Source organism: Roseovarius salincola, from assembly GCF_026891095.1.
GTDB classification, from domain to species: domain Bacteria; phylum Pseudomonadota; class Alphaproteobacteria; order Rhodobacterales; family Rhodobacteraceae; genus Roseovarius; species Roseovarius salincola.
Map to the genome: position 1 here is coordinate 115,994 of NZ_JAPTNL010000007.1, position 13,917 is coordinate 129,910.

General features: G+C 63.5%; 14 protein-coding genes. 4 read left to right on the forward strand and 10 right to left on the reverse strand.

What is annotated here, in order from left to right; translation table 11 throughout:
- From N5A93_RS09970 to N5A93_RS09980, 3 genes are all read right to left on the reverse strand, one after another.
- Window positions 1–459, reverse strand: coding sequence for a FixH family protein (locus N5A93_RS09970; protein ID WP_268954940.1), 459 nt, complete (start codon window positions 457–459; stop codon window positions 1–3).
- Window positions 459–1,895 (reverse strand): cytochrome c oxidase accessory protein CcoG, encoded by a 1,437-nt coding sequence (gene ccoG, locus N5A93_RS09975; RefSeq protein ID WP_268954941.1) that lies wholly within the window; start codon window positions 1,893–1,895, stop codon window positions 459–461. Before ccoG ends, N5A93_RS09970 begins: the two co-directional genes overlap by 1 nt.
- 98 nt (window positions 1,896–1,993) lie before the next feature.
- Complete coding sequence (locus N5A93_RS09980) at window positions 1,994–2,881, reverse strand: LysR family transcriptional regulator (protein WP_268954942.1); 888 nt, start codon at window positions 2,879–2,881, stop codon at window positions 1,994–1,996.
- Window positions 2,882–3,009: 128 nt separating this feature from the next.
- Here N5A93_RS09980 and N5A93_RS09985 point away from each other — a divergent pair, with 128 nt between their 5' ends.
- The gene (locus N5A93_RS09985; RefSeq protein ID WP_268954943.1) at window positions 3,010–3,138 is read left to right on the forward strand and encodes a hypothetical protein; all 129 of its coding nucleotides are present in this window, start codon (window positions 3,010–3,012) and stop codon (window positions 3,136–3,138) included.
- Window positions 3,139–3,361: 223 nt separating this feature from the next.
- Here N5A93_RS09985 and ccoP read toward each other — a convergent pair whose 3' ends face one another.
- The 4 genes from ccoP to ccoN are packed head-to-tail and all read right to left on the reverse strand — an operon-like array spanning window position 3,362 to window position 6,804.
- Window positions 3,362–4,231, reverse strand: coding sequence for a cytochrome-c oxidase, cbb3-type subunit III (gene ccoP, locus N5A93_RS09990; protein ID WP_268954944.1), 870 nt, complete (start codon window positions 4,229–4,231; stop codon window positions 3,362–3,364).
- Window positions 4,232–4,236: 5 nt separating this feature from the next.
- Entirely contained in the window at window positions 4,237–4,443 is a 207-nt protein-coding gene (locus N5A93_RS09995; RefSeq protein WP_268954945.1) for a cbb3-type cytochrome c oxidase subunit 3, read from the reverse strand.
- Between the two features lie 11 nt (window positions 4,444–4,454).
- A complete protein-coding gene (gene ccoO / locus N5A93_RS10000; protein WP_268954946.1) occupies window positions 4,455–5,183 on the reverse strand; it encodes a cytochrome-c oxidase, cbb3-type subunit II in 729 nt (242 codons plus the stop codon).
- Window positions 5,184–5,199: 16 nt separating this feature from the next.
- Window positions 5,200–6,804, reverse strand: a complete 1,605-nt coding sequence (ccoN, locus tag N5A93_RS10005; protein WP_268954947.1) for a cytochrome-c oxidase, cbb3-type subunit I — start codon at window positions 6,802–6,804, stop codon at window positions 5,200–5,202.
- 213 nt (window positions 6,805–7,017) lie between these two features.
- Here ccoN and N5A93_RS10010 point away from each other — a divergent pair, with 213 nt between their 5' ends.
- Window positions 7,018–7,857: a universal stress protein gene (locus N5A93_RS10010; RefSeq protein ID WP_268954948.1), complete on the forward strand. Its 840-nt coding sequence runs from the start codon at window positions 7,018–7,020 to the stop codon at window positions 7,855–7,857.
- Window positions 7,858–7,995: 138 nt separating this feature from the next.
- Here N5A93_RS10010 and fnrL read toward each other — a convergent pair whose 3' ends face one another.
- Window positions 7,996–8,742 (reverse strand): transcriptional regulator FnrL, encoded by a 747-nt coding sequence (gene fnrL, locus N5A93_RS10015; RefSeq protein ID WP_268954949.1) that lies wholly within the window; start codon window positions 8,740–8,742, stop codon window positions 7,996–7,998.
- Window positions 8,743–8,811: 69 nt separating this feature from the next.
- Here fnrL and hemN point away from each other — a divergent pair, with 69 nt between their 5' ends.
- Both hemN and N5A93_RS10025 read left to right on the forward strand, forming a co-directional pair.
- Window positions 8,812–10,167: an oxygen-independent coproporphyrinogen III oxidase gene (gene hemN, locus N5A93_RS10020; RefSeq protein ID WP_268954950.1), complete on the forward strand. Its 1,356-nt coding sequence runs from the start codon at window positions 8,812–8,814 to the stop codon at window positions 10,165–10,167.
- Window positions 10,168–10,178: 11 nt separating this feature from the next.
- A complete protein-coding gene (locus N5A93_RS10025; RefSeq protein ID WP_268954951.1) occupies window positions 10,179–11,084 on the forward strand; it encodes an endonuclease/exonuclease/phosphatase family protein in 906 nt (301 codons plus the stop codon).
- Between the two features lie 29 nt (window positions 11,085–11,113).
- Here N5A93_RS10025 and N5A93_RS10030 read toward each other — a convergent pair whose 3' ends face one another.
- Together N5A93_RS10030 and N5A93_RS10035 are read right to left on the reverse strand one after the other, a co-directional pair.
- Window positions 11,114–12,703, reverse strand: a complete 1,590-nt coding sequence (locus N5A93_RS10030) for an ABC transporter ATP-binding protein (protein WP_268954952.1) — start codon at window positions 12,701–12,703, stop codon at window positions 11,114–11,116.
- Entirely contained in the window at window positions 12,700–13,806 is a 1,107-nt protein-coding gene (locus N5A93_RS10035) for an ABC transporter permease (protein ID WP_268954953.1), read from the reverse strand. Before N5A93_RS10035 ends, N5A93_RS10030 begins: the two co-directional genes overlap by 4 nt.
- Between the last annotated feature and the right edge of the window lie 111 nt (window positions 13,807–13,917).

The window sequence follows — 13,917 nt, forward strand, 5'->3', positions numbered from 1 at the left end:
TCAATCCTTGATCAGAACGACACGTTGGGTAAACGCCGTGCCATCGGCGGCAAGCGCGCTCATGCGGATATTCCAGTTGCCATCGCCCAGCGGCACCTCGGCCACATAGGCCGAACCGTCGAACCGGAAATCGGGACGCACATCATCGGCGATATGCGTGGCGCGCCCCACCGTGGCGTCCAGCGCCTCTACCTCGACAGGTTGGCCGAAGCGGTTGGTGATCCCCAGCACGAGCCGCCCGTCCTGATGATGTGCCGCCACGGTCCAGCCCAGCGCCTCCTGCGCCGCCTTGCGTTCGTTGAATGTCTGGCTGGCGATGTAGGAGTTCTTGACCTCGAGTCCGGGAAAGGTCTTGACCGCCGAATAGGCCAGCACGAGATTGACGCTGATGATGATCCCGAAAGCCCCCACGAATATCATCAACACATGCCTGCCGGTCAGTTTGCGTTCGCTGCTCATCAATTCCCCCGTCCATTGAAGATTGTATCGGTATATGTGCGCTCGCCCGTCGAGATATCTTCGACCCAAAGGCGCACATCGCTGCGCTCGGCAGCCGCCGGTTCGGAACCGGGCGGCGCCACGAGATAGACCCGCGCCAGCTGCGAGGTGTCCGCAGGCACGTTGATCGTGGCATAAGGCGTGCCTTCGACCTGCAGGCGGATGGCCGGATGACCATTGACCGACATGCGGAACGGGCGTTCCTCGCCATGCTTGTTGCGCAGGCGCACCTCATAGACATTGCGGATCGAACCGTCGGACATCGTGACAAAGGTCGGGTTGCGCACCGGCGCGACCGTCATGTCGATATCGGGCCGGATGAACAGCGCAAAGATCAGGCCGATTCCGACCAGCGCCCAAAGCGCGGTATAAAGCATCGTGCGCGGGCGCAGGATATGCTTGATGATCGGTTTGGGCGCTTCCCCGGCGCGTTCGGAAACCTCATCCGTCAGCGCCATGTAATCAATCAGCCCGCGCGGCTTGCCGATCTTGGCCATGATATCGTCGCAGGCGTCGATGCACAGCGCGCAGGTGATGCATTCGAGCTGCTGGCCCTCGCGGATGTCGATCCCCACCGGGCAGACATTGACGCAGGCCATGCAGTCGATGCAGTCGCCCTGCTCGGCCCCCGCCTTCACCTCGTCCGAGTTCTTGCGCGGTTCGCCGCGCCATTCGCGATAGGCGACGGTCAGCGTGTCCTCATCCATCATGGCGGCCTGGATGCGCGGCCAGGGACAGGCATAGATGCAGATCTGTTCGCGCGCGAAACCGCCGAACAGGAAGGTCGTCGCCGTCAGCACGCCGATGGTGGTATAGGCGATCGGATGCGCGTCAAGCGTGAAGAGATCCACCAGAAGCGTCGGCGCATCGGTGAAATAGAACACCCAGGCGCCGCCGGTCGCCACGGCGATCAACAGCCAGCTGATCCATTTCGTCACGCGCAGGCGGGCCTTGCGGAAATCCAGCTTCTTCTGGCGGTGCAGGCGCAGGCGTGCGTTGCGGTCGCCCTCGATCCAGCGCTCCACCAGCACGAACAGATCCGTCCACACTGTCTGCGGGCAGGCATAGCCGCACCACACGCGGCCAAGCGCCGAGGTGAACAGGAACAGCCCCAGGCCCGCCATCACCAGAAGACCCGCGATGAAATAGAATTCATGCGGCCAGATCTCGATCCAGAAAAAGAAGAAACGGCGGCTGCCAAGATCCAGCAGCACCGCCTGATCGGGCATGTTCGGCCCACGGTCCCAGCGAATCCAGGGCGTGACATAATAGATCCCCAGGGTGATGATCATGATCACCCATTTCAGGTTTCTGAAATTCCCGTAAACCTTCTTGGGAAAGACAGGTTCTCGGGCGGCATAGAGGCTGGGGGCAGCATCTGGCTGGGATTGAGACAACGGAATCACTCCGGTATTCGCGTTTATTGACAAGGCTGTTGTTTCAGGCGGCACCGGAAAGAGCCTTGATTTGCATCAAATTCTGACTCTGAAACTGATCAATTTACAAGGGCCGTCTCCGCGGCCTGCCGCCGCAACCAGCCGATAAATGCCTTTGCCTTCTGGCGCGGCGGGCCGGGCGCGGTGACGATATAATAGGCTGTATCCTCGGGTTCCTCGAACAACAGGCATAGCCGTCCCGCGGCAATATCGTCCTCAACCCATTGGCGCACGGTCAGCGACACGCCCTGTCCCTGGCGCACCCCCTCCAGCAGAAGGTTTCCGGGCACCTGCGTCATGCCGCCGATACGCACCGAAGCCAGCCCCTTGCGCCTGAGCCAGTCGGTCGATTCCGATGTGCCGTATTCCTGCACCCATGGCAGGTCCAGCAGGTCGGCGGGCTTGGTGATCGCGCGCCCCGCAACCAGGCTTGGCGCCGCCACCACCACCAGCGGCGAAACGAACAGGCACTCGGCCTCGACCCCCGGCCAATGACCCAGCCCGTGGCGGATCGCGATGTCTATGCCGCCCGGCTCCAGCGGCACGCGGTCGGGGGTGGGGTTGATCATCACATCAACATCCGGGTGACGGTTGCGGAAATCCAGCAGCCGCGGCATCAGCCATTGGGCGGCAAAGCCCGGCGTCGTCGAAATCTGAAGCGGGCGGTCGGCATCCGCGCCGGTCAGCGCGTCGATGGTGCGCGCGATGCTGCCAAACCCGGCGCTGAGGGAATCTGCAAGGCTGCGCCCGGCATCGGTCAGCCGCAGCGTGCGCCCCGTGCGGTCCACCAGCGAAACGCCCATATGCGCCTCAAGCGTCTTGACCTGCTGGCTGATCGCCGCGTGACTGACATTGAGCGCGTTCCCCGCCGCGCTGGCCGAGCCGGTCCCGGCCAAGGCCGCAAAGGCCCGCAGCGCGGTCAGAGGAGGCATGGAAAGCCAATCCATCATGTAATCCAAGCTTACAGGTTCCAAATATTCCTGAGTCGAAACATGGCATGAATAACCGCATATTCAAGGCATCAAACATGATTCACAGGAGACGCGCCATGTTCAGTGTATTCGCAAAATCTTTCATGACTGCAACCCGCAGCAATCTCGCGCCACGCCGCGAAGCGCCCAGCCACTGGCCGCCGGGCGAGCGGTTCGACAATCGCGCCCGCGCCGAACTCGAGGCCCATCGCGAGGCCCGTCGGCGGGATTGATCCCGAAGGCCCGGCACAAAACGGCAGCGGGCGGCGCCGCTGCATGCTCAAGGACCGAAAGCACATGTCGGGAAGGTCGGGAAACGCGGTGGACAGACCGGGCCGCCCGGCGTTAAATAGTTGGCACCGGCTCTCCCAGGAAACGCGCGAACAGGACGGAAGAGCCAGTGCCTGACCCGCGGACGGCACGCCGCCCGCGGGTGTTCTTATGCCGGTCGGGCGATCACTCGCCACCACCCAGCTGGTGGACATAGGTGGCCACGGCGCGGATCTTGGCCTCGGTCAGCTGCGCGCCACCCATGGGCGGCATCACACCGAAGCGCGAGTTCGTCACCGTTTCCTTGACGGTCTCGTAATCCCCGCCATAGAGCCAGATCGCGTCGGTCAGGTTGGGCGCCCCCTGAAAGATGTCGCCCTTGCCGTCGTCGCCATGACAGGCGGCGCAGTTGTCGAGGAAGATCTCCTCGCCATCCGCCACCAGCGATGCATCCTGCGGCTCGTAGGTGGGCGAAAGCGACATGACGTAGTTCACCACCTGTTCGATCTGCGGCTCTTCCAGGATCTCGCCATAGGCGGGCATTTCGGAATAGCGCGCATCCGGGTCATCTTCGTTCCGGATACCGTGGGCGATGGAGTAATGGATATCCTCCATCGTGCCACCCCAGAGCCATGCGTCATCCTGAAGATTGGGATAGCCCTTGGCTCCCGCCGCCCCTGAGCCGTGACACTGGGCGCACCAGGTCTTGAACACGGCCTCGCCTGCCGAACGGGCATAACCGGCCAGTTCGGGATCGTCGGCGATCGCGGTCAGTTCGACCGAGGCGAGCCGCTCGTTGATCTCGGCATTGGCGGCCTCCGCCGTGGCGATCTCCTCTGCCACGTTGGCCCGTGTGGACCAGCCCAGGTAACCCTTTGTCGCGCCCTGGACCATCGGCCAGGCCGGATAGGCGATCGTGTACCAGATGCCCCAGACGATACAGGCGTAAAAGATCCAAAGCCACCAGCGCGGAAGGGGATTGTTATACTCTTCGATCCCGTCCCATTCGTGGCCGGTCGTTTCGACCTCGTTCTTCTTCTTGGGTTGTCTTGCCATGTCAGTCACGCCTCCTTGGCGTCGGCTTCGGCGTCGGCTTCGCCGCGCTGAGCGGGTTTGTCTTCATGCCGGAACGGGATGCTGGACGGTTCCTCGTAGGTCTCGGTGGATCCGGGCCGAAGGACCCAGATCACCACCCCGATGAAGAACACGAACAGAAACAGCAGCATCCAGCTATCGGCAAATGCGCGAAGAAAGGTATAGGTTTCCATCTTGTCCTCCCTTACCGGCTCGCCACGGGCGTGAATGTCGAGAAGTCGACCAGCGTGCCCAGCATTTGCAGATAGGCGATCAGCGCGTCGGCTTCCGAGATACCCGGTTGCCCGTCGAAGTTGCGCACGTTGACCTTGTCGCCGTAACGCTCGATCAGCCCGTCATAGTCGCCGAACGGATCGATCTGCGCTTCGAAATCGGCCGCCGCGTTCTCGATCATCTCCTCGGTATAGGGCACACCGATCAGACGGTGTGTCTTGAGAAGATCCGCGATATGGGTCGGCTCGATGATCCGGTTTTCCAGGAAACCGTATTTCGGCATGACCGATTCCGGCACCACGGATTGCGGATCGCGCATGTGGTCCACATGCCACTCGTCCGAATAGCGCCCACCGACGCGGGCCAGATCCGGCCCTGTCCGCTTGGAGCCCCACTGGAACGGGTGGTCATACTGCGATTCCGCCGCAAGGCTGTAGTGGCCATAGCGTTCGACCTCGTCGCGCATGGGGCGGACCATCTGGCTGTGGCAGACATAGCAGCCCTCACGCACATAGATGTCGCGCCCGGTCAGCTCCAGCGGGGTGTAGGGGCGCATGCCCTCGACATCCTCGATGGTGTTTTCCAGCCAGAACAGCGGTGCGATCTGCACGATGCCGCCAATCGTGACCACCAGAAAGGCAAAGATCGACAGAAGCGTGATGTTCTTCTCGAGGATCTTGTGTTTTTCAAGAATGGACATTGAGTCGGTCCCTTTCTTATTCGGCCGGGACAACGGAGTTGGTGGCTTCGACAGCCGGGCTCCGTTTGACGGTCATGAACAGGTTGTAGCACATGATGATTGCGCCAGCGATGTAGAGCACCCCACCAAGACCCCGCACGACATACATCGGCAGTTTGGCGGCCACGGTGTCGGCAAAGGCGTTCACGAGGAAGCCGTTGGCATCCACTTCGCGCCACATCAGGCCCTCCATGATACCGGTCACCCACATGGATGCGGCGTAGAGGATGATGCCGATGGTCGCGAGCCAGAAGTGCCAGCTGACCAGCGAGAGCGAATAGAGCCGCTCACGGTTCCACAGACGCGGCACCAGGAAGTAGAGCGCCCCGAAGGTGATCATGCCGTTCCAGCCAAGCGCGCCGGAATGGACGTGACCGATGGTCCAGTCTGTGTAGTGCGAAAGCGAGTTCACCGCGCGGATCGACATCATCGGACCTTCGAAGGTGGACATCCCGTAAAAGCCCACGGAAATCACCATCATCCGGATGATCGGATCGGTGCGCAGCTTGTCCCATGCGCCCGACAGGGTCATCAGGCCGTTGATCATCCCGCCCCAGGACGGCATCCACAGAACGATCGAGAACACCATGCCCAGCGTCGAGGCCCAGTCGGGCAGCGCCGTGTAGTGCAGGTGGTGCGGACCGGCCCAGATATAGATGAAGATCAGCGCCCAGAAGTGGACGATCGACAGCTTGTAGCTGTAGATCGGGCGTTCGGCCTGCTTGGGCACGAAATAGTACATCATCCCCAGGAAGCCCGCAGTCAGGAAGAAGCCCACGGCGTTATGGCCATACCACCACTGCACCATGGCGTCCTGAACACCGCTGAACACCTGCACCGATTTCGACCCGAAAACCGAGACCGGAATGCTGAGGTTGTTCACGATATGCAGCATCGCGACTGTCAGGATGAAGCTCAGGTAGAACCAGTTGGCCACGTAGATATGGCGCTCCTTGCGCCGCACGATCGTGCCCAGGAACACGGCCAGATAGGCCACCCAGACAATGGTCAGCCACCAGTCGACATACCACTCGGGCTCGGCGTATTCCTTGGACTGGGTCGCGCCCAGCAGATAGCCGGTCGCCGCCAGCACGATGACCAGCTGATACCCCCAGAAGACGAACCAGGCGAGGTTGCCGCCCCAGAGCCGCGCCGCCGATGTCCGCTGCACCACGTAGAACGAGGTCGCGATCAGGGCGTTGCCGCCGAATGCGAAGATCACCGCGCTGGTGTGAAGGGGACGCAGACGCCCGAAGTTCAGATAGCCCTGTGCCCAGTCGAAATTGAGCACCGGAAAGGCCAGCTGAAAGGCGATGAACGTTCCCGCAAGGAAGCCCACAACACCCCAAAGCGCCGTGGCGATCACCCCGGCGCGCACAACCCCGTCCATGTATTGGCCGGACAGGTCCACCGCGGGCACCGGTTCATCGGTCTTCCGCAAGGTCCAGATAAACAGGCCAGCAGCGACAAGCGCCACGGTCAGCGCATTGACCAGATAGGCCAGATCGCGCGCGTAGTTGGCAGCAATCAGCGCAAGCAACGCGATCACCCCCAGCACGATCAACTTGAAATAGTTCGTCATGTTGCGTCCCTTCGTCTCCGTTACCGCACCCATTACAACAGACTCACAAGAATCGCAGGGGCGCGTCCAGACAATTTGTTAATGGTCACAGGTCCAATAAACCGCCTTGATCTGCATCAAAACCCTGTCATGGTTTTTTTGATGCGCATCAAGGCACGACCCCCGCCATACGTTTTAGGTATGGTGCGAAGATATTTGAAAAGGAAATGCGACATGTCCTACAATTGCCTGTTTTCCGCCGTTACGGACGAAGATCTGGTCGATGACGTCATGGCCCATGCGCTTGCCATGGCCAAGGCGCATGACGCCCATCTCGAGGTGCTCTGCCTCGGCGTCGACCGCAGCCAGACCGGCTATTATTATGCCGGGGCCAGCGCCGTCGTCCTGCAGGAAACCATCACCCGCGCCCACGAGGAATCCGAAGCGATCGAAAAACGCGTGACCAAGCTGCTCGAAGGGTCCGGCATCCGCTGGTCCAGCGAAGGCGGTGTCGCGCAACTGGCCGATCTGGGGCGCCACATTGCCGCGCGCGCGCGGTTCTCGGATATTGCGATTCTGGCACAGCCCTATGGCGAGGGGCGCGGCGCCGAACTGGAGCCGGTGACGGAATCCGCCCTGTTCGAAGGTCATGTCCCGGCGCTGATCGTGCCGGATGGCGCCGCACCCGCGCCCATGCCCAAACGCGTGATGGTCGGATGGAACGAAAGCGCCGAGGCGCTCAGCGCGGTGCGCTCGGCGCTGCCGATTCTGGTTGGGGCCGACAAGGTGCATGTGGTGGTGATCGACCCGCCCCAGCACGGTCCCAACCGCTCCGATCCCGGCGGCCAGATCTCGCAATACCTTGCGCGCCACGGCGTGCAGGTCGAAATCGACGTGCTGTCCAAGACGATGCCGCGCATCTCGGATGTGCTGATGCGCCATGCTTCGGATATGGACGCCGACATGATCGTGATGGGCGCCTATGGTCATTCGCGATTCCGCGAGGCGGTGTTCGGCGGCGCGACCCGCTACATGCTCGAACAGGCCAGTCTGCCGGTCTTCATGGCTCACTGACGGCACGCGGCGCCCCGGCCCGACCTTATTCAAGGTGGGGGAAAGGTCGGGGCCAAGCCTGCTTCACTGAAAAGGGCCTCGCGCAAGCGAGGCCCTTGGTGTTTCGTCGGGCTTGTTCGGGCGGCGGCGCGGCGCGGATCAGGCCAGCATCCCGCCATCGCTGTCATCGCCCGCCTCGTCCAGCAGGCGGTTGAAATCGGGCACCGTCACATGGCGCTTGCCTTCCAGCACGATCACCCCGTCCCGCTTGAGCGCCGAAATCTGGCGGCTCACCGTTTCCAGCGTCAGCCCCAGGTAATCCGCCATCGCCTCGCGCGTCAGCGGCAGGACGAAGACCATCGGCCCTTGCCGCCCCGCGATGTTCAGCGCCGCGTCGCGCCGGGCAATGATAGACAGCAGGCTCGCGATCTTCTCGCGTGCGGTCTTGCGGCCCAGCACCAGCATCCATTCGCGCGCGGCATCCAGCTCGTCCAGCGTCATCTCCAGCAGGCGCTGCGCGATATGGGGGGTGCGGCTCATCATGTCCTCGAAAGGCTGCTTGCGAAAACAGCACATCACCATGTCGCTGGTCGCCACCACGTCATAAGCGGCGGTCTGGCGCCCCGGACGGCCCACGAAATCGCTGGGCAGCATCAGGCCCACCATCTGGGTGCGCCCGTCCTCCATCGTCTGGGTCAGCGTGGCGATGCCCGACACGACCGAACCGACGAAATCCATCTTGTCGCCCGCCCAGACAACGGTCTGCCCGGCCTCGAAGTTGCGGTAATACTTGATCTGGTCAAGCAGCTCCAACTCGTCGGCCTCGCAACGCGCGCAAACGGCACGATGCCGTATCGGGCAGTCGCCGCAATCGCGCGGGATGGCCTGGGTTTCAGGGTCGAGCATCATTTGGGTCCGTAATGGTTTTGATCTGAATCAAGGCTGTGTGTTTCAAGCCATCCTATCGCTTGAATCATGGCTATGAAAGCACAACTCGCGAAACTGGGTCTCTTTGACGCGAGGGTTCCGCGCTATACCAGCTATCCGACCGCGCCGCATTTCGGCGGCGGCGTCGACTCGACGCTGTTCTCACGCTGGATATCCGCCATTCCACGGGGCGCGGAAATCTCTCTTTACGTCCATGTGCCCTTCTGTCGGCGGCTCTGTTGGTTCTGCGCCTGCCGCACGCAGGGCACCCAAAGCGATCGCCCCGTCGCCGCCTATGTCGAAACACTCAAGGCCGAGCTGTCAATGCTCGCGCGGCACCTGCCCGACGACGTGCGCCTGTCGCGCCTGCACTGGGGTGGCGGCACGCCGACCCTGTTGCCACCGGGCATGATCGAAGACCTCGCACAGGCCATCAAACAGGTCGCGCCCTTCACCGAGCGCACAGAATTCTCCGTCGAGATCGACCCCAACGAGATCGACGCCCCGCGCCTCGATGCGCTGGCAGCGGCGGGCATGAACCGCGCCTCGGTCGGGATTCAGGACTTCAACGAGAACATCCAGCGTTCCATCGGTCGCCTGCAAGGCTATGACGTCACCCGCTGGGCCGTGGAAGAGATCCGCGCCCGCGGCGTTGCCAGCCTCAATGCCGATATCCTTTACGGCCTGCCCCACCAGAGCAAGGCGCGAATCACCGAAAGCGTGCAAAAGCTCCTGTCGCTCAATCCCGACCGCGTCGCGCTTTACGGCTATGCCCATGTGCCGTGGATGGCCAAGCGCCAGCAGATGCTGCCCTCCGATGCGCTCCCCACCCCCGAGGAACGGCTCGAACTTTTCGACACCGCGCGCCGGCTGTTTCTTTGGGACAACTACGCCGAGATCGGCATCGACCATTTCGCCGCTCAGGATGACGGGCTCAATATCGCCCTCAAGACCGGCCGCCTGCGGCGCAATTTCCAGGGCTATACCGACGACACCGCCGATGTGCTGATCGGCCTTGGCGCCTCGTCCATCTCGCGCTTTCCGCAGGGCTATGCGCAGAACGACCCCGGCACCGGCGCCCATACCGGCGCCATCCGCGACGGGCGCTTCTCCACCGCGCGCGGGCATGTATTCTCGCCCGAGGATCGTCTGCGGGGCCGGATGATCGAACAACTGATGTGCGAATTCCGCATCGATACGCGCGATCTGTGCCAACGCTTTGACATCTCGCCCCAACAGGTCCACAAAATTCTGCGAACCAGCGCCGCGCAGTTCGGCGGCCTTCTGCAACTCGATGAGCAGGGGCTTCGCGTCCCCCACGAGGCGCGCCCCCTCACCCGGATGATCGCGCGCAGCATCGACGCCTACGCGCTCAGCAAGGCAGGCCACAGCTCGGCCATCTGAAAGGGGCGGCGATGCGCATCGCCAGTTTCAACCTGCAACGCCTGCGCCTGCGCGACGGGCGCCTGAGCGGCGCACGCGACGGCGACACGCCCGAAACCGGCGGTGCGGCTCTGGCACGCCGCGACCGGGCGCTGAGCGCCCGGATCATCCGCGACCTCAACGCCGATCTCTTGGTCCTCCAGGAAGTGTTCGACCAGGCCACGCTCGATCATTTCCACGACAAGCTGCTCATGCCCCTGGGCCTGCCCGCCTATCGGCATCGCAGCTGCCTGCCCGGCAATGACGGAAGCGGCTATGACCTTGCGCTGCTGGCGCGCCGCGCGCCGCTCGAGGTGGTCAGCCATGCCGCGCTGCGCCCCGCCGGTCTTGGCCTGCGCGCGCCCGAAGGCACCGCCGCCGACCTGCCCGTCTTCCGCCGCGACTGCCTGCGCATCGAACTGCCCGGCCTCACGCTCTTCGCGGTGCATTTCAAGGCGCCCTATCCCGACCCCGAACGCGCCTTTCGCATTCGCGCCCTCGAAGCCGAGGCCACCCGCCGCCTGATCGAACGCCGCTTCGCCGATCCCGCCAGCGCCACGTGGCTGATCCTGGGCGATCTCAACGATCCCTGGCAGCCCGGCGATCCTCCGGCCACCGCGCCAATCCGGCCTCCGTTTGGCGTCGATCTGCTGGAGCGCCTTGCACCCGCAGAGCGCTGGACCCGCCACGATGCCTGGTCGGATACCTATGGCCGCCCCGACGCCATGCTCGCCAGCCCCGCTTTGGCGCGAGCCTGTCCTGCGGCAAAACCCGAAATCCACCGCCAGGGCCTTGGCCGCGAGGCCACCCGCGCGCCGATCCATCTTCCCGGCACCGGGCAACACCGCCCCCATGCCAGCGATCACGCCGCGCTGGTTCTCGACCTGCCCGGCCTCTGATATCAGGTTTTCGCCCGGCGCGCCCCGCCCTAGGCGCTCACATCCAGCGCCGCCTGCAAAAGGGTCCTTGCATATTCGGTCTGCGGCGCCTCGAACAGGTCACGCGCGCTGCCATATTCCACGATATCGCCCTGCTTCATCACCGCGACCTGGTGGCTCATGGCGCGCACCACCGCCAGGTCATGACTGATGAACAGATAGGCCAGACCGTATTTCACCTGAAGACGGCGCAGCAGGTCGACGATCTGCACCTGCACGGTCATGTCCAGCGCCGATGTCGGCTCGTCCAGAACCACCATCTTGGGCCGCAGGATCATGGCGCGGGCGATGGCGATCCGCTGGCGCTGCCCGCCCGAGAACTCATGCGGGTAGCGATCTATCATCACCGGGTCCAGATCGACCTCCTGCATCACCTCGGCCACAAGGTCGCGCGGCTTGCGCCCCTCCGGGTTGCCATGCACGCCCAGACCCTCGGCGATGATCTGCTCGCAGGTCATGCGCGGCGACAGGCTGCCGAACGGGTCCTGGAACACGATCTGCATGTCACGCCGCCGCTTGCGCAGCCGCCGCGTCGACCAGCCGTTCACATCCTCGCCGTCAAAGGTGATGCCCCCCTCGGACTGGATCAGCCGCATGATCGCCAGCGCCAGCGTGGTCTTGCCCGAACCGCTTTCGCCCACGATCCCCAGGGTCTCACCGGCGCGCACCTCGATGCTCGCCGCGTTCACCGCCTTCACATGGCCCACGGTCCGGCGCAAAAACCCCTTCTGGATCGGGAACCACACCCGCAGGGCATCGGTGCCGACCACCGGTTTCGCGCCTTGCGGCACCGGGTCGGGCGCCCCCGAGGGCCGCGCCGCCAGCAGCTTGCGGGTATAGTCATGGCGCGGATTGTCGAAAATCTCGCGGGTCGGGCCGCTTTCCACGATCCGCCCGTCCTTCATCACGCAGACCCGGTCGGCGATGCGGCTCACCACGTTGAGATCATGGGTGATGAACAACAGGCCCATCCCCTCCTCGCGCTTGAGCTCGGCCAGCAATTCCAGGATCTGCGCCTGGATGGTGACATCCAGCGCGGTCGTCGGCTCATCCGCGATCAGGATGCCGGGCTTGTTGGCCAGCGCCATGGCGATCATCACGCGCTGGCGCTGCCCGCCGCTCAGCTGATGGGGATAGGCGGTCAACCGGCTGGCCGCTTCGTGGATCCCGACCCGCTCCAGCAATTGCAGGATCCGCTCGCGCGCCGCCTCGCCGCTCAGCCCCTGGTGCAGCGCCAGGCTCTCGGTGATCTGCTTTTCCAGCGTGTGCAGCGGGTTGAGGCTGGTCATCGGCTCCTGGAAAATGAAGCTGATATCGTTGCCCCTGACCTGGCGCAGCTTGCCAGCGCGCGCACCGATCAGCTCCTCCCCGTCAAGCGTGACACTCCCCTCGACCTGCGCCGATCCGCCCAACAGCGACACGGTGCTCAGCGCCGTCACCGATTTGCCCGAACCGCTCTCGCCGACCAGCGCCACGGTCTCGCCCTGCTCCACGGTGAACGAAACGCCATGCACCGCCGGCACGATCTGCCCGTCCTGGCGAAAGCCCACCTTCAGATCCCTGACCGTCAGTTTGCTCATTCAAAGGTCTTCCTGGGATCGAACGCATCGCGCACGCCTTCGAAGATGAAGACCAGCAGCGACAACATGATGGCAAAGGCGAAGAACGCAGTGAAGGCCAGCCACGGCGCCTGCAGGTTCTGCTTGGCCTGCAATGTCAGCTCGCCAAGGCTCGGCGAACTCGATGGCAGGCCGAAGCCCAGGAAATCGAGGCCCGCCAACAATGAAATCGTGCCGGTGATGACAAAGGGCAGCATGGTCAGCGTCGCGACCATCGCATTGGGCAGCATGTGACGGAACATGATCGTGAGGTTGCCCACGCCCAGCGCCTTGGCGGCGCGCACATATTCCAGGTTGCGCGCGCGCAGGAACTCGGCCCTGACCACCCCCACCAGCGCCATCCAGCCGAACAGCACGGTGATCACCACCAACAGCCAGAAACTGCGCGGCAGAATGGCAAAGAGGATGATGATGACGTAGATCTGCGGCGTCGAGGCCCAGATCTCGATGAGCCGCTGAAAGATCAGGTCCAGCCGCCCGCCGAAATAGCCCTGCAAGGCGCCCGCGAAAATCCCGATCACCGATGACAGCGCGGTCACGATCAGCGTGAACATGACCGACAGGCGGAACCCGTAGATCACCCGCGCCAGCACGTCGCGCTTGGTGTCGTCGGTGCCCAGCCAGTTCTGCTCATTGGGCGGCAGGGGGGCCGCGCCGGGGCGGTCGACCGTGGTGTCGTAACTGTAGGGGATGGGCGGCCAGATCATCCAGCCCGCCTCGATCGCCTCGCCGTCCACGACCCCGTCCTGCGCATCCGCGATCACCGCCTCGGGATCGTCGAAACAGATATCCAGGCCCCCCGACGCGATCAGGCATTGCACCTCCAGGTCGCGATAGATCGCCTCGGTCTCGAAATCGCCGCCAAAGGCGGTCTCGGGGTAGAAATTCAACACCGGGGTGTAGAATCCGCCGCGATACTGCACCAGGATCGGCTTGTCATTGGCCACAAACTCGGCAAACAGCGTGATCACGAAGATCACCGAAAAGATCAGCAAGGACCAGAACGCCCGCCGGTTGCGCTTGAAATTGCGCCAGCGGCGCTGGTTGAGCGGCGACAATGTCATCGTCCCCGCCCCCGGTCTTCACTGTTCCCGAAATACTCCGGGGGAGTCGCCGCTTGCGGCGACGGGGGCAGCGCCCCCTCGTCTGCCCGGTCGGCCATGTGCGCGCCCATC

Excerpts from the sequence above, each read along its gene's own strand:
- N5A93_RS09970 (WP_268954940.1), bottom strand. The coding sequence starts at position 459 with ATGAGCAGCGAACGCAAACTGACCGGCAGGCATGTGTTGATGATATTC.
- N5A93_RS09980 (WP_268954942.1), bottom strand. The coding sequence starts at position 2,881 with ATGGATTGGCTTTCCATGCCTCCTCTGACCGCGCTGCGGGCCTTTGCG.
- N5A93_RS09985 (WP_268954943.1), top strand. The coding sequence starts at position 3,010 with ATGACTGCAACCCGCAGCAATCTCGCGCCACGCCGCGAAGCGCCCAGC.
- ccoP (WP_268954944.1), bottom strand. The coding sequence starts at position 4,231 with ATGGCAAGACAACCCAAGAAGAAGAACGAGGTCGAAACGACCGGCCAC.
- N5A93_RS09995 (WP_268954945.1), bottom strand. The coding sequence starts at position 4,443 with ATGGAAACCTATACCTTTCTTCGCGCATTTGCCGATAGCTGGATGCTG.
- ccoO (WP_268954946.1), bottom strand. The coding sequence starts at position 5,183 with ATGTCCATTCTTGAAAAACACAAGATCCTCGAGAAGAACATCACGCTT.
- ccoN (WP_268954947.1), bottom strand. The coding sequence starts at position 6,804 with ATGACGAACTATTTCAAGTTGATCGTGCTGGGGGTGATCGCGTTGCTT.
- N5A93_RS10010 (WP_268954948.1), top strand. The coding sequence starts at position 7,018 with ATGTCCTACAATTGCCTGTTTTCCGCCGTTACGGACGAAGATCTGGTC.
- fnrL (WP_268954949.1), bottom strand. The coding sequence starts at position 8,742 with ATGCTCGACCCTGAAACCCAGGCCATCCCGCGCGATTGCGGCGACTGC.
- hemN (WP_268954950.1), top strand. The coding sequence starts at position 8,812 with ATGGCTATGAAAGCACAACTCGCGAAACTGGGTCTCTTTGACGCGAGG.
- N5A93_RS10025 (WP_268954951.1), top strand. The coding sequence starts at position 10,179 with ATGCGCATCGCCAGTTTCAACCTGCAACGCCTGCGCCTGCGCGACGGG.
- N5A93_RS10030 (WP_268954952.1), bottom strand. The coding sequence starts at position 12,703 with ATGAGCAAACTGACGGTCAGGGATCTGAAGGTGGGCTTTCGCCAGGAC.
- N5A93_RS10035 (WP_268954953.1), bottom strand. The coding sequence starts at position 13,806 with ATGACATTGTCGCCGCTCAACCAGCGCCGCTGGCGCAATTTCAAGCGC.